The organism is Gemmata obscuriglobus, from assembly GCF_008065095.1.
In the GTDB taxonomy this organism is placed as follows: Bacteria; Planctomycetota; Planctomycetia; order Gemmatales; family Gemmataceae; genus Gemmata; species Gemmata obscuriglobus.
Window position 1 is genome coordinate 7,736,855 of sequence record NZ_CP042911.1, and the last position, 12,713, is coordinate 7,749,567.

The 12,713-nt window shown below is 68.3% G+C and carries 10 protein-coding genes; 7 read left to right on the forward strand and 3 right to left on the reverse strand.

Annotation, left to right across the window (positions count from 1 at the left end):
* The first annotated feature begins 306 nt into the window (after positions 1-306).
* From GobsT_RS32050 to GobsT_RS32085, 7 genes are all read left to right on the forward strand, one after another.
* Entirely contained in the window at positions 307-1,341 is a 1,035-nt protein-coding gene (locus tag GobsT_RS32050) for a helix-turn-helix transcriptional regulator (protein WP_010036866.1), read from the forward strand.
* Positions 1,319-1,888, forward strand: a complete 570-nt coding sequence (locus tag GobsT_RS32055) for a DUF417 family protein (RefSeq protein WP_010036865.1) — start codon at positions 1,319-1,321, stop codon at positions 1,886-1,888. The genes GobsT_RS32050 and GobsT_RS32055 overlap by 23 nt, the downstream gene beginning before the upstream one ends.
* A gap of 315 nt (positions 1,889-2,203) precedes the next feature.
* On the forward strand, positions 2,204-2,626 hold the full coding sequence (locus tag GobsT_RS32060) for an Rrf2 family transcriptional regulator (RefSeq protein WP_010052259.1): 423 nt from the start codon (positions 2,204-2,206) through the stop codon (positions 2,624-2,626).
* A 52-nt stretch (positions 2,627-2,678) separates the two neighbouring features.
* Positions 2,679-3,314 carry an NAD(P)-dependent oxidoreductase gene (locus GobsT_RS32065; protein WP_010052257.1) on the forward strand — a complete coding sequence of 212 codons (636 nt, stop codon included), beginning with the start codon at positions 2,679-2,681 and terminating at the stop codon, positions 3,312-3,314.
* Between the two features lie 952 nt (positions 3,315-4,266).
* A complete protein-coding gene (locus tag GobsT_RS32075; RefSeq protein ID WP_010043886.1) occupies positions 4,267-5,433 on the forward strand; it encodes a glycosyltransferase family 87 protein in 1,167 nt (388 codons plus the stop codon).
* Between the two features lie 18 nt (positions 5,434-5,451).
* On the forward strand, positions 5,452-6,768 hold the full coding sequence (locus GobsT_RS32080; protein WP_010043884.1) for an NAD(P)/FAD-dependent oxidoreductase: 1,317 nt from the start codon (positions 5,452-5,454) through the stop codon (positions 6,766-6,768).
* A gap of 16 nt (positions 6,769-6,784) precedes the next feature.
* A complete protein-coding gene (locus tag GobsT_RS32085; RefSeq protein WP_010043881.1) occupies positions 6,785-7,138 on the forward strand; it encodes a hypothetical protein in 354 nt (117 codons plus the stop codon).
* Positions 7,139-7,600: 462 nt separating this feature from the next.
* Here GobsT_RS32085 and GobsT_RS32090 read toward each other — a convergent pair whose 3' ends face one another.
* The 3 genes from GobsT_RS32090 to GobsT_RS32100 all read right to left on the reverse strand — a co-directional run bounded on the left by GobsT_RS32090 (position 7,601) and on the right by GobsT_RS32100 (position 12,577).
* Positions 7,601-9,628: a hypothetical protein gene (locus tag GobsT_RS32090; RefSeq protein WP_010043879.1), complete on the reverse strand. Its 2,028-nt coding sequence runs from the start codon at positions 9,626-9,628 to the stop codon at positions 7,601-7,603.
* An 11-nt stretch (positions 9,629-9,639) separates the two neighbouring features.
* Positions 9,640-11,265, reverse strand: a complete 1,626-nt coding sequence (locus GobsT_RS32095; protein WP_148087949.1) for a hypothetical protein — start codon at positions 11,263-11,265, stop codon at positions 9,640-9,642.
* A 547-nt stretch (positions 11,266-11,812) separates the two neighbouring features.
* Entirely contained in the window at positions 11,813-12,577 is a 765-nt protein-coding gene (locus GobsT_RS32100) for a 3-keto-disaccharide hydrolase (RefSeq protein WP_010043875.1), read from the reverse strand.
* Positions 12,578-12,713: the final 136 nt, after the last annotated feature.

Here is a 12,713-nt window from a genome sequence, read left to right on the forward strand (position 1 = left end):
CAAACTGAACCAAATCGGATTCTAGCAGTTTCACGTTCACGCAGTGCGGTTCTGGCCTTTGAGTGTGGTCCGCTCACTCCGTGAGCGGTCGCTCCGCGCGTTAGATTCGCTTCGCGGGCTTACCGGCTCCGGCGTTGTGCGTTACGCGCATCCGATACCCGGAGCGACCGCTCACGGAGTGAGCGGACCACACTCAACGCCTACTGCATGGGTACGCCACACCAACTCGAAACGACGGGACTCGCATTCGCCGTGGCTGTCCAGCACCCGCGCTGGATAGGATAGCTCGGCAGCAGGAACCGCCGCATGGACGATTCACACCCTTCCGGGTCCGACTTCTACGACCCGCGAACCGGCGGGCAGGCCCTGCGCGTGCGGGGGGTACGCATCGAAGGCGGCGCGCACGAGCCGGCCCGCACGAACTGTTTCGCGATCTACCGGATCGATTCGGGTTCGGGGACCGTTGCCGCCGGCGACGCTCATCACCCGTTCGGCCCCGCGTCGCTGTTGTTCTTCGTCCCCTACCAGTACATGCGGTTCAGTGCCGACCAGCCCGTCGGCGGTGAGGTGATCGAGTTCCACGCCAACTTCCTTTGCGTTGAAACGTTCCACGCGGAGGTGGGGTGCAGCGGCGCCCTCTTTAACGACCCGTATGGTGTTCCCCTGGTCGCTCTCGAAGACGGGGCGGCGGCCGAAGTTTCGGACCTGTTTTCCCGCATCCGCCGGGAGCAAACCGAGCGCGGGTTGGCGCACGTCGAGGCGTCGCTGGCTTACCTGAAGGTGCTCCTGATTTTCTCCACGCGCCTGAAAACCGGCGGCGGGGCGGGCTGTGGAACCGCGGCGGCCCACCGGCACCCGGTTCTGTCCCGGCTCGCGCTCCTGATTGAGCAGAACTATCGCACCTGGCACGCACCGGCTCAATACGCGGACGCCCTCCATGTGACGGCGAAGGTGCTCGGGCGGCTCGTCCGCGAGCACCTCAACACCACCCTCACGGACCTGATCCGGAACCGCGTCCTCACCCACGCGAAATGGCAGCTCCTGCACACGCTCCGACCGGTGAAGGAGATCGCCCAGGAGGTGGGCTTCGGCGACGAGTTGTACTTCAGCCGGTTGTTCAAGAAGGCGACCGGCGTGTCCCCGCGCTACTTCCGCGACTTCGAGACGGCGGTCCGGGGCGGGAGCAATCTGTCCATGTCTTCGGGCCGGGCGTCCATTCTCCAAACGGTCGGCGGTGCGGATCATTCAGTCGTGGGGGCCGACGCTCTCGGAAGGACCGGGGGCGGGGGCACCGAAGGCTCCACTCGGAGACACGACAATGAACCCGCGGAAACTGTTTGAACTGGCGGCGCGAGCGGACCGGGCGGGGGTGGCGGTGACCCGGGTCGGGCTGATCGTGGTCCTGTTGTGGATCGGCGGGCTGAAGGTGTTCCGGTACGAGGCCGACGGGATCGTGCCGTTCGTGGCCAACAGCCCCGCGATGAGCTTCTTCTACACCGACCCCGCGCACTACCAGGCGCACATGAACCCGGAAGGCAAGCTGGTGCCCGAAAACCGGGCCTGGCACGAAACGAACCGGACCTACGCGTTCGCCTACGGCCTGGGCGCGGTGATCGTCCTTTACGGGCTGCTGCTCTGTTTGCACCCCTGGCTGCCGCAGGCGGCGGCGGTCGGCAGCTTCCTGGTCTTCGTGATGTCGTTCGTGACGCTCTCGTTCCTCGTCACCACCCCGGAAAGCTGGGTGCCGGCGCTCGGGGACGCGCAGCACGGGTTCCCGTACCTGAGCGGGCGCGGGCGGTTGGTGATCAAGGACGCGATCATGATGGGGGCGGCGCTGGTCACGATGGCGGACTCGGCAAAGGCGTACTTGCGCACACGCGCCGCCTGATTCGCGGTCCGGTGGTCGTGTCGCATTTCTTGACGAGCCGCGACCGCCAGGGAGCGGGGTACGTGGCACCGCTCCCTGGCGGTCGCGGCTCGTCAGACAGCATCACCCACGGCGGGTTCATGTATGATGGGTGACCCGGTTGTCAGCTTCTGCCTTGGTTTTGGCCTAGTGGCACAGACTCTCCTGTCTGCGCTTTATTCTTGCGATTAATAGACAGTAAGGTCTGCGAAACAAGAATCCGACACCGCCGGCCGTCGTGTGAATAATGCAAATGACGCCGGTTCAGTCGCCGGGGCCGTTGTGTGAGGGCAAGTGATGACGCGGAGCAGTCGGTTCGTTGTGGCCGCCCACGTGCTCACGCTCCTCGCCCGGAGCGACGGGGCGCTCACCTCGGAGTACATCGCCGGGAGCGTGAACACGAACCCGGTCGTCATCCGCCGCATCCTGGCGGTGCTGGCGCGGGCCGGTCTGGTCGCCACCCAGGAAGGGACCGGCGGGGGCGGGCGGCTGGCGAAGCCGGCCGCGGAGATCACCCTGCGGGCGGTGTACGAAGCGGTCGAGCCGGACGCGCTGTTCGCCCTTCACCCGCGCGACCCGAATCCGCTCTGCCCCGTCGGCGGGGGCATTCAGTCCGCTCTCGAACCGACCCTTCGCGCTGCCGAAACGGCCCTTCTGGGCTCGCTCGCCGGGACGAGTGTCGCGGACCTCGTGGGACGACTTGGGGCGGAATCTCCGTAAGGGGTGCTTTTTTGTTCGGTACTGTAACTCATCTTGTTACAGAGGGCCGGTGATGAAAATCGTACTGTTCGGGGCGACGGGCATGATCGGGCAGCGGGTGCTGACCGAGGCGCTGAACCGCGGTCACGCGGTGACGGTGGTGGCCCGGGACCCGTCGAAGGTGACCGCTCAGGCGCCCAACCTGAGTGTTGTGCGGGGCGACTTGTCGGACCCGGCGCGTGTGCAGTCGCTGGTTACGGGGGCGGAGGTGGTGGTGAGCGCGTTCGCCCCGCCACAGGGGCACGAAGGGCAAGTGGCGGACGTGGCGCGGACGCTCGTCCGAGCGGTCGGGGCGGCCGAGCCGCCGCCGCGGCTGGTCGTGGTGGGCGGGGCCGGCGGCTTGGAGGTCGGGCCGGGGGTGCGGGTGATCGACACGCCGACGTTCCCGGCGTTCTTGAAGCCGATCGCGCAGGCCCACATCGACGCTTATGAGGTTTATCGCACCGCGAACGTGGACTGGACGTTCTTCGCACCGGCGGCGCTGATCCAACCGGGGCAGCGGACGGGGCGGTACCGAACGGGCCGGGACCAACTGGTGGTGGACGACGCGGGCAACAGCAGCATCTCGGCGGAGGACTACGCGGCGGCTCTGCTGGACGAGATCGAGAAGCCGCAGTTCCGGCGCAGCCGGATGACGGCGGCCAACTGACACCCACTCATACACGCACCCGGCAACATTTTATACTCATATTAATCAGATCGCCATTGACACACGCATGAGTGAGTGAGTGAGTGAGTGAGTGCCGGTCTTCTTGGGTCCGCGGATGATCCCGGGGCGCTGCGGTCCCCGTAAAAGTGGATGTAATGCACGTCGATGGCACACGTCCACCGCGGGGCCGGTCCCGGCGGGCAAGCCGTGCCACGTCGTGGCGCGGACCCACCAGCCGGGCCGTCCGCTGATCCCGAGAGCCCAGGTTCGCGTGCACCGCCTGTCGCGCGGTCTGGTGGGAGAACCCGAAGTACCGGGCTACCACCGCGAACCGGGTGCGGGTGGTTCCCGCGATCAACAGCACCAGGTCCAACAACGGGGGGCGCGTCACCGACGGCTTGTAATCGGTCCCGCCGAGCGCCCGCGCCAACGTTCGCCGGGACAACGCATGGACCACCGCCGGGGTGATCGTAGAGTAACTGCGTCGCATAGGAAATTTCCGCTCAAGTGCCTGATAGCATTGACCTTAGGAGCTCCCATGCGGCACATCCAAACCCTTGAACCTACTGTAGCGGTCGCGGCTCGTCAAGAAATGCGACACGACTACCGCGCCGCGTTCTAAGTAACGGTGGCGGAATGGGCGGTTGGCCGTGGCCTCGTTTCGGCCATGTGGGTTTCGTACATGAAGACGATCTTGACCAGGTTGGCAGGATAAATGGGATTTAAGATTAGTCTGTCTTCATCCTGTTTATCCTGTCGATCCTGTCAAAACTGCCTTCGCCCATCCATCGCTTCAGTGCCACATTGCCGTTGTTAGTGTCTGTTTTGGCTGTTGTCTTTGTGGCACGGGCATCCCTGTGTGTGCGGCGCAAGAAGGCCGCACACACAGGAATGCCCGTGCCACAAGCAGCAGGCACGAGCACCCGAATCGCGTACTAAAACCGATCCTTCCATGCCGCCGAAGCTCCGCACGCTACTCGTGGTCCTCGTGGGCGGTGCGGCGGTCGCGGCCGTCGCCGACCGCATCGTCTCCACGCCCGGGCTGTTCTCCCCGCGCGACTTCATCGAATACTGGGCGGCCGGGCGGGTGAACCTGCGCGGCGGGAACCCCTACGACCCGCGCCAGGTGCTGGCCGAGCAGCAGTCGGTCGAACCGCACCGCGACGGCGCGCTGATGATGTGGAACCCGCCGCCGGCGCTGGCGGTGTACATGCCATTGGGCGCGGTTCCGGCGAAATGGGCCGCGCTCCTCTGGTGCGTGGCGCAGTTCGGCGCGGTGATGGGGGCGTGCGCGCTGTTGTGGCGCGAGTACGCCCCCGGGCGGCCGTGGCGCGCGCCCGCCGCGGCGCTGCCGTTCGTGGGCACCTGGTGGGTCGTGACCTACGGGCAGAACACCGGGTTCATGCTGCTCGGGCTGGCCGGGTTCCTGCACTTCGTGCGGCGCGACCGGCCACTGGCCGCCGGCGCGTGCGCGGCGCTGACCGCGCTGAAGCCGCACCTGCTCGCGGCGTTCGGCGTGCTCCTCATCGCCGACGCGCTCTCCCGCCGCGGCCGGCGCGCCCTCGCGGCCGGGACCGGGGCCGTGGCCGCGGCGCTGGTGGTGGCGCTGGTGCCGAACCCGGACGTTCTGGAACAGTTCGTCACGGCGGCTCGGAACCCGCGGCCGGAAACGATTCCGCTGTCCGGGTACGCGCTCCCCGTGCCGGCGTACTGGCTCCGCGTGTGGCTCGCGCGCGAGAGCTTCTGGGTGCAGTTCGTGCCGTGCGCGGTCGCGTGTGCGGCGCTGCTCGCCCGCCGGCTCCGGCAGGGGGCCGCGTGGGATTGGGGGCACGAGCTGCCGCTCGTGGTCGCGGTGTCCGTGCTCACCACGCCCTACGGCGGGTGGATCTTCGACCTGCCGGTGCTGCTGGTGCCGGTGGCGTGGGCGCTGGCCCGCCTCGTCCGCACCGGGCGCCGCACGGGGGCGGTGGTGTTCGTCGCGGGGCAGGCGGTTATCACGGTGATGACGTTCGCGACCCCGGGCGCACTTCATGCGTACTGGTGGGTTGCGCCGGCGGCGCTGGCGCTGTGCCTTCTGCCCTACTGGCCGGCGCACGTTCGTAGAATGTCACCTCATTGACACGCGCGGAGGCGGCACATGTCGGACGGCACGACGGCGCACAAGGTGGTGATCATCGGCGGCGGGTTCGGGGGGCTGGTCGCGGCCCAGGCGCTGAACAAGACGCCGACCGAGGTGACGCTGATCGACCGCCGCAACTTCCACCTGTTCCAGCCGCTGCTGTACCAGGTGGCGACCGGGGCGCTGTCGCCGGCCAACATCGCGTCCCCGCTGCGGTCGATCCTGAAGCGGCAGAAGAACACGCACGTGCTGCTCGGCGAGGTGACCGGCTTCGACGTCCCGGCGAAGGCGGTGCTGCTGAAGGACGGCACCCGCGTCCCGTTCGACACGCTCATCGTCGCGACCGGCTCGACGCACCATTACTTCGGCAAGACCGACTGGGCCGAGCGCGCCCCGGGGCTGAAGACCATTGAGGACGCGACCGAGGTCCGGCGCCGGGTGCTGTCCGCGTTCGAGCGGGCCGAGCGCGCCACCGACCCCAAGGAGCGCGCCCGGCAACTGACGTTCGTGGTGGTGGGCGGCGGGCCGACCGGGGTGGAGATGGCCGGCGCGATCAGCGAGCTGGCCAAGCACACGCTCCGCGCCGACTTCCGGAGCGTGGACCCGGCGACCTCCCGCATCGTGCTCATCGAGGGGCAGCCGAAGGTGCTGGGCGCGTTCCACGAGAGGCTCAGCGCGAAGGCGCTCAAGGCGCTCCAGGGGATGGGCATCGAGGTGATGCTGGACGCGCACGTCAACGCGATCGAGCCGCACTACGTCCTCGTGCAGCCGGACGATAAGGCCGCCGCGCCGGTCCGCATCGACACGGAAACGGTGGTGTGGGCCGCGGGGGTGAAGGCGTCCCCGCTGGGCCAGGTGCTGGCGGACGCGATCGGCGGGGTCACGGTGGGGCGCGGGGGGCACGTGCCCGTGAACCCCGACTGCACGGTGGGCAACCGCCCCGACATCTTCGTGATCGGCGACATGGCCAGCCTGCCCGGCGCTAACGGCAAGCCGCTGCCGGGGGTGGCGCCCGTGGCGACGCAACAGGGCGAATACGTCGCGGGGGTGATCGTGCGGCGCCTCAAGGGCGAAACCCCGAAGGGACCGTTCCGCTACTTCGACAAGGGCACGATGGCCACGATCGGCCGCGGGCAGGCGGTCGCGGAGAGCATGGGGTTCCGGTTCAGCGGCCTGTTAGCGTGGCTGGCGTGGCTGTTCATCCACATCATGTACCTGGCTCGCTTCGAGAACCGGATGCTGGTGCTGTTCCAGTGGTTCTGGAACTACGTGACCCGCAACCGCACGGCGCGGCTCATCACCGGCGAGCGCCCCACCGGCACCCGCGGCGCGTGAGGGCTGAAAGAAACCGGTGAACAAGGGCTTGGCCATGCAGTTCGCAAAGCAGATGGGGGAACTCACTGAGGAACAGCGGCTGCACTACTACGAGGTACTGGCCCACAACCTGACCGTTGCGGTACGGGGCATCTGGTCCGACGAACGGATCAGCGACACCGAGAAGGTCGATCGGATGAAGTGGGTGAACGAGATCCTGCACCGCGTCACGGCGAAGGTTTACGTTCTGCGGCTCAAGACCCATGAGTGGACGGAGGAAGATTTCGAGGGTCTGATCCTTGGATACGTCACGGCTCACCCGGGCATCGCGGGCGAGGTCGGGTGGGCGGTGAAGGCCACTTACCGGACGATTTCGGGAGAGGAGATGTAGCGCAAGCGATCACCGGATAAACGGCCGGATGAACGAGGCCCCGGCGGAGTTGGCCGCGCCAAACAAGCGCTCCGAAAGAAGGACTCACCACAGAGACACACACAAAGAAAGCAGAGATTAAAACGCGAGTCACAGAGAAAGCAGAGACGGCGTGTCACCCGCCCGCTGACGCATGTGGGCGTTGTTTCCCTGGGACCGCGGACGTCTCGTCCGCTGGCAGGCGCATCGTTTCGTGATGCGGAGGTTCCGCCGAGCGATACCATTCTCGGAGCAGCGGACGGGACGTCCGCGGTCCCAGGCAAACACCACTCCGTCGCGCCCCGGCCCGGCCACGCCGAACCAACTTAAAATTACCAGCGGAACCCGCTGGCACGCGCATCGTTTCGTGATGCGGAGGTTCCGCCGAGCGATACCATTCTCGGAGCAGCGGACGGGACGTCCGCGGTCCCAGACGAACACCACTTACTTCGCGCCAATCTTTTCCAGCGCGTCTGCGGCGCTCGCGCCCCACGGCGTCCCGGTTCCCTCGCTCTGCGCACGGAGCCAGTCACGCGCCGGAGCGGCGTCCGGACCGTAGGCGCTCAGCAACTGACAGCCCACCGCCAAACCGATCTCGCACCGCTTCTTGTCGGCCAGCACCGACAGCCGGCGCAACTTCAGCGCCGTCTCGAGCTCTTTGCGTGTGGCGTTCGCTCGGTCGTACACCCCGCGCTCGATGTCCGGAATCGCCTGGTTCAGGTCGCCGAACGCCTCCAGTAGCTGCGCGTACTCGGCAGCCCCGTCGCGGCACACGTCGAGCAACCCCTGCACGCACTCGGCTGCGCTCGGGGTCTCGCCCGGCGGCAGCTTGAGGCGGTCGCGCAACCCGGCCTCGAACTCCGAACGGGCGAACGGCGGGGGCTCGCGCCCCGACACGGTATGCCCGGCCTGCGCGTGCAGGGCGGCGTGAACCGCCTCGCGAACCCGGGAGCGGTCGCACGCCGGGGGCAACTTGTCTCCCGCAGCGGGGTAAGCCGCGAACGCCGCCGGCGCGCGGCCGGACCGTTCCACCGCCGCCGCGAACTCCCCGGCGTGAACGAACGCCGGAACCACGGCGAGCAACCGGACCGCCGCGGCCGGTCGGTCCGGTTCCGCCGCGAGCACACCAACGGCCTCGGCCACTGTGTGCCCCCTCGTTCCGGCAACGAGGGCGAGTTCGCGCTCCGCGGGCGTCACGAACGGCTTCCCGCGAGCCACCTCGATCTTGTCCAGAAACGCCTTCCGGGGCGCGGCCTCGGTCGCCAGTGCTTCGCGGATGCGCTCGGCCGCGGCACGCACCCGCGCGGTGCCCGCGGTGACTTCCGCATTGAGGGCGGTCGTGACCTTCTCCCGTGCGGCGGCTTCAGCCACATCGACGATTTTGTTCCCGGGGTTGGGAACCGCCGGCCGCCACTGCGCCAGCCGGTCCGGTGGCAGGATGATGGCGGAATACGCCGGGGGTTGCGTGCGATCGGCCGCAATGACCGCCGCGATTTGCGGGTTCTTCAACTCGTCGCGCCCGAGCGTCGCGGCGCGCAGGTCGGCCAGCACCTGCGAGGCGTGCGCCGGATCGACCCCGTCGCCCACAAGTGCCGTCGCATCGGCCGCGCGGCCGGCGAGAAACAACCGCGCGGCCAGTTCGGTGCGAAGCTGACGCGCCAGCGTGGCCCCGTGGTGCTTTTCCACGTCCGCCAACAGTCGGCGGACGAAGCTCAGTTCGGCCCCGGTCCCCCCATCTCCGAATGTCGCCCGCGCGAGCACCAGCGGGAGCCGCGCCTCGTCGGCGTTGGCAACGGTGAGCGGCTTGTGCTCGTTCGGCAGTTTGCTCAGCGCTCGAACCGCCGCGTCGGCGTCCCCGGCGCGCAGGGCCGCCTGCGATTGAGCGAACGGGGCGACGCGCCGGAGCGCCTCCCGCAGTTCGGGCAGAGCCCGCACCGCGGATACGGGCAGGTAGCGGGGCAGTTCGAGCGGCTCGAATCTGGCGAAAGCCTCGGCGAACCGCCCGGCGGCGATCAGTTCGAGCCCGTCCGCGAGGAACAACCGCTCGGCGCCGGCCTCTGCGGCCTCGAGTTGCATCGCCACGATCGGATCAAGGCCCGAGCCGGGACCGAGTGCGACCCAGTCCGCGCGCAACCGGCGCAACTCCGCGAGAGGGACAGTCTGCTTCTGGTGCAGGGTGTCGTGGGTGATGACGTTCAGCAACGTGGCCCGGTGTACGCGGCTCAGCGCCGTGGCGCCTTGTTGGCGCAACAACGCCGCGGCTTCGGCCGCGTTGCGTTGCCGGGCCGCCGCGACCAGCGCAGCCACACCGGCCGAATTCGGCGCCGCGACGGGCGGACGCGGGGTTGTAACCGGCGGACGCGGTGCGGGTGGTTGCGCCGACAGGCGCGGTGCTGGGGGCGCCCACCCCGGCGCGTTGATCAGCAGAACGCTCGCGAGCGCGGCGAGCGGAAGCAGCGATCTCCGGCGCATGAGCCAGTTCCTCACGGCTTAGGCCGCGGCGGCGGGGCGACTTCGTACCGCGGTTCGGCGTCCGCATCGGGCCGGCGCGGTTGTTCGACACCGGGGCGCGGCGGCGGCGCGGTCTCAGGCCGCGGCGCGGCGCTCACGTTGGACCGTGGTAGCGGGGCAACCTCGAGTCGCGGTTCGGCGGCACCAGACGGCCGGGGCGGCGGAGCGGACTCAAGGCGTAGCTCCGCGCCGGCACCGGGCCGGCGTGGCGGCGGCGCAATCTCGAGTCGCAGTTCGGCACCGCCGGGCCGACGTGGCGGCGGGGCCACCTCAAGCCGCGGCTCGGCGCTGCGACTTGACCGTGGTCGCGGAGCGACCTCGAACCGCAGTTCGGCGCCAGCACGTGGGCGCGGTTGCGGCGCGATCTCGAACCGCGATTCGGCACCGCCGGGCCGACGTGGCAGCGGGGCCACTTCGAGCCGCGGTTCGGTGCTGGCCCTTGAACGCGGCGGCGGGGCCACCTCGAGCCGCGGTTCGGCTTTCGCCGCGAGCGCGGCAAAGAACTCGTGGGTCGCCCGGAACTCGAGGACCGCCTTCCGCTCGGGCTCGCCGAGCAGTTCCGCGGTCCCGGTCCAGTCGACCGCGTGCGCGACGGCCACCCCGAACGCGCGATCGTAGCGCCCGGCCTCGAAGTGGGCGAACGCCTCTCGCGTGGCGCTGTCGTGGGCCGCCCGGAACAGCCGCCCGCGCGCCTTCAGGAACCGTCCGGTGGTGGGGTCGAGTGACTTGAGCGCGAGCACCTCCCAGTCGGACCGCTTCAAGAACTCGCGCGTCGTGCCCCCGCCGGCCTTCGGTACGAGGGCACGCGCGACGAGCAGTTCAACGGACGAGTTGACCCATTCGGTCTCGGCGCGCAGCAGCACGTCGCGTGCGTCGGGGACGGCCTCGGCCAGCGTGCGCCGGGCGAACGCCGAGCGGTTGAACGCCTCCCAGTCGCCGGGCCGAGCGGCGGACAACTCGTTCACCCGCACGCGCACCGCGTCGGCCCGCCACGCCAGTCGCGCGGCGTCGAGCCGGCTCCCGACGACGGGGCGCACCGCCGCCAGCGTTTTCGCCGGATTAATCAGAGCCTCCGCGCCTTTGAAGTCGTCCCGCGGCAGCGCGTTGTAGCGCGAGACGATGTCGTCGGCCACCGCGTCGCCCCAGCGGTCGTACTCCGCGGTCATCCCCTTGCAGAGCGACGGGTACTGCTCGAGGAGCGGCCGAACGCCGCGCAGCCCTTCCGACTTTTCAGCCTCTTCCGCCGTTGCGATCGCGAACCGCTGCTTGTACCAGTCGCGTGTGCGAACGGCTTCCCCCAGCGCCATCGCGCTTTTGAACCCGGACGGCCGCACGTCCCACCACGCGTACCCGGCGGCGCACAGGCCTACCACCGCCGCGATCAGGCGGACGGCGCCCCCCAAGTCCGGTTGTGCCACGAGCATCGCACACAGGAACAGCGGAACCAGAGCAATCCCGACTCGCGCGGGGTGCAGGTCCGTGCCGAAACCGGCCAGCCCGAACCCCTGCCACACGATCACGAACCCCACACCCACGAGTGCGACCGCAAACGGCACCTGCTGCCATCGGGAAGTAGGGGGGGGCGCGGGCGAGGACATAACGAACCTCGTGAGTCGGCGCCCCGAAAGGCGCGAAAACAACTCAACAGTGGCGTCGAGGAATCAGGTGTTGCACACACACGAGAATAGAACGCGGCCCGTCCCGCTGACCGGTGCGAAGGGCCGTTTCTGCCAAGTGCCGGCGTCAGATTCGGCTGTGCCGTCCCGGTTCGGGCGGGCCGCTGTAACGGGGGTGACATTAGCGACTGATCGCGCTCGACTGGTCACGGACTGGACATTCGCTGCCATCCGACGGGTCATTCGCTGGGGCACCGCTACCACCGAATCGCGCCCCATAATCCCGGGGGCCGGTCCCAGCGCCAACCGGTTCACAAGTTGCAATATCTTATCCAGATATCACTTACAGCTAGAAATCTTAGCCCACCCAGCACCGCGTTACCAACAAAATCCGGCGCCGTGTGCGATACTCGGCGCCGAGAAAACTTCCGGAAGTCCGAATGCGGGAAATAGGGTGCGAAAGTGCCGGATGTGCCGAACGCTTCGTGCGCCCGACGCGGCGAGGGCTCACCGCGTCGGTGCCGCCCGGTCACTTGCCCTCGGGCTTCTTGCCTTCGAGCGGCTTGATCTCGCGAATCCAGATGTTGCGGAACTTCACCGGGTTGCCGTGGTTCTGCAAGCGGATCGGCTGCTTCAGCGGGTGCTTCTGGTAGCTCGCGGGGCGGTCGTAGTAGGTGTTCCCCTGAAGCTCGAAGTGGTTCTGCACCACCACGCCGTTATGGATCAGCGTGACGTAACCGGGCTTCAGCACCTTCACCTCTTTCGCCTGTTCATCGAACCGCGGCGCGGTGAAGACGATGTCGTAGGTCTGCCACTCGCCCGGCTTGCGGCACACGTTCACCATCGGCGGGGTCTGCTTGTACAGGCTCGCGCACTGGCCGTCGAAGTACGTCTTGTTGTCGAACGAGTCGAGCACCTGGACCTCGTACCGGTTCGCGAGGAACACGCCGCTGTTGCCGCGGCCCTGCCCGCTGCCCTTCACCTCCTCGGGGGTGGCGAACTCGACGTGCAACTGGTAGTCGCCGAACGCGTCCTTCGTGGTAATTTCGCCGCCCTTCACAATGGCGTAACCGTCCCGGATCTCCCACTTCTCACCCCCCTGCCATTTCGACAGGTCTTTGCCGTCGAACAGGACGGTGGCGTCGGACGGGGCGTCGCCGGGGTTCTTACCGGGCGTGACGACCGCCGGTTCCGGCCACACGACCCCGCTCTTGTACTCCTTCTGAAGGGCACCGACCGCGCCCAGCGCGGTCAGCGCGCCGGCGGACACCAGCAGCAGCGTGCGAACGTTCATCGCGGGAGAAGCTCCGATTGGGGGGACGGGCCACGGCCCTCCGGTGGGAGCGGCCGTGGTTCTCCTCTGGATTGTCGATTTGCTGCGGTCCAAAGGCAACCGGAAAGCGCAACACCTGTGCGATACCGGGTGTTAC

What these genes read in the sequence shown, in the direction of transcription:
- GobsT_RS32050 (WP_010036866.1), top strand. Translation starts at nt 307, where the DNA reads ATGGACGATTCACACCCTTCCGGGTCCGACTTCTACGACCCGCGAACC.
- GobsT_RS32055 (WP_010036865.1), top strand. Translation starts at nt 1,319, where the DNA reads ATGAACCCGCGGAAACTGTTTGAACTGGCGGCGCGAGCGGACCGGGCG.
- GobsT_RS32060 (WP_010052259.1), top strand. Translation starts at nt 2,204, where the DNA reads ATGACGCGGAGCAGTCGGTTCGTTGTGGCCGCCCACGTGCTCACGCTC.
- GobsT_RS32065 (WP_010052257.1), top strand. Translation starts at nt 2,679, where the DNA reads ATGAAAATCGTACTGTTCGGGGCGACGGGCATGATCGGGCAGCGGGTG.
- GobsT_RS32075 (WP_010043886.1), top strand. Translation starts at nt 4,267, where the DNA reads ATGCCGCCGAAGCTCCGCACGCTACTCGTGGTCCTCGTGGGCGGTGCG.
- GobsT_RS32080 (WP_010043884.1), top strand. Translation starts at nt 5,452, where the DNA reads ATGTCGGACGGCACGACGGCGCACAAGGTGGTGATCATCGGCGGCGGG.
- GobsT_RS32090 (WP_010043879.1), bottom strand. Translation starts at nt 9,628, where the DNA reads ATGCGCCGGAGATCGCTGCTTCCGCTCGCCGCGCTCGCGAGCGTTCTG.
- GobsT_RS32095 (WP_148087949.1), bottom strand. Translation starts at nt 11,265, where the DNA reads ATGTCCTCGCCCGCGCCCCCCCCTACTTCCCGATGGCAGCAGGTGCCG.
- GobsT_RS32100 (WP_010043875.1), bottom strand. Translation starts at nt 12,577, where the DNA reads ATGAACGTTCGCACGCTGCTGCTGGTGTCCGCCGGCGCGCTGACCGCG.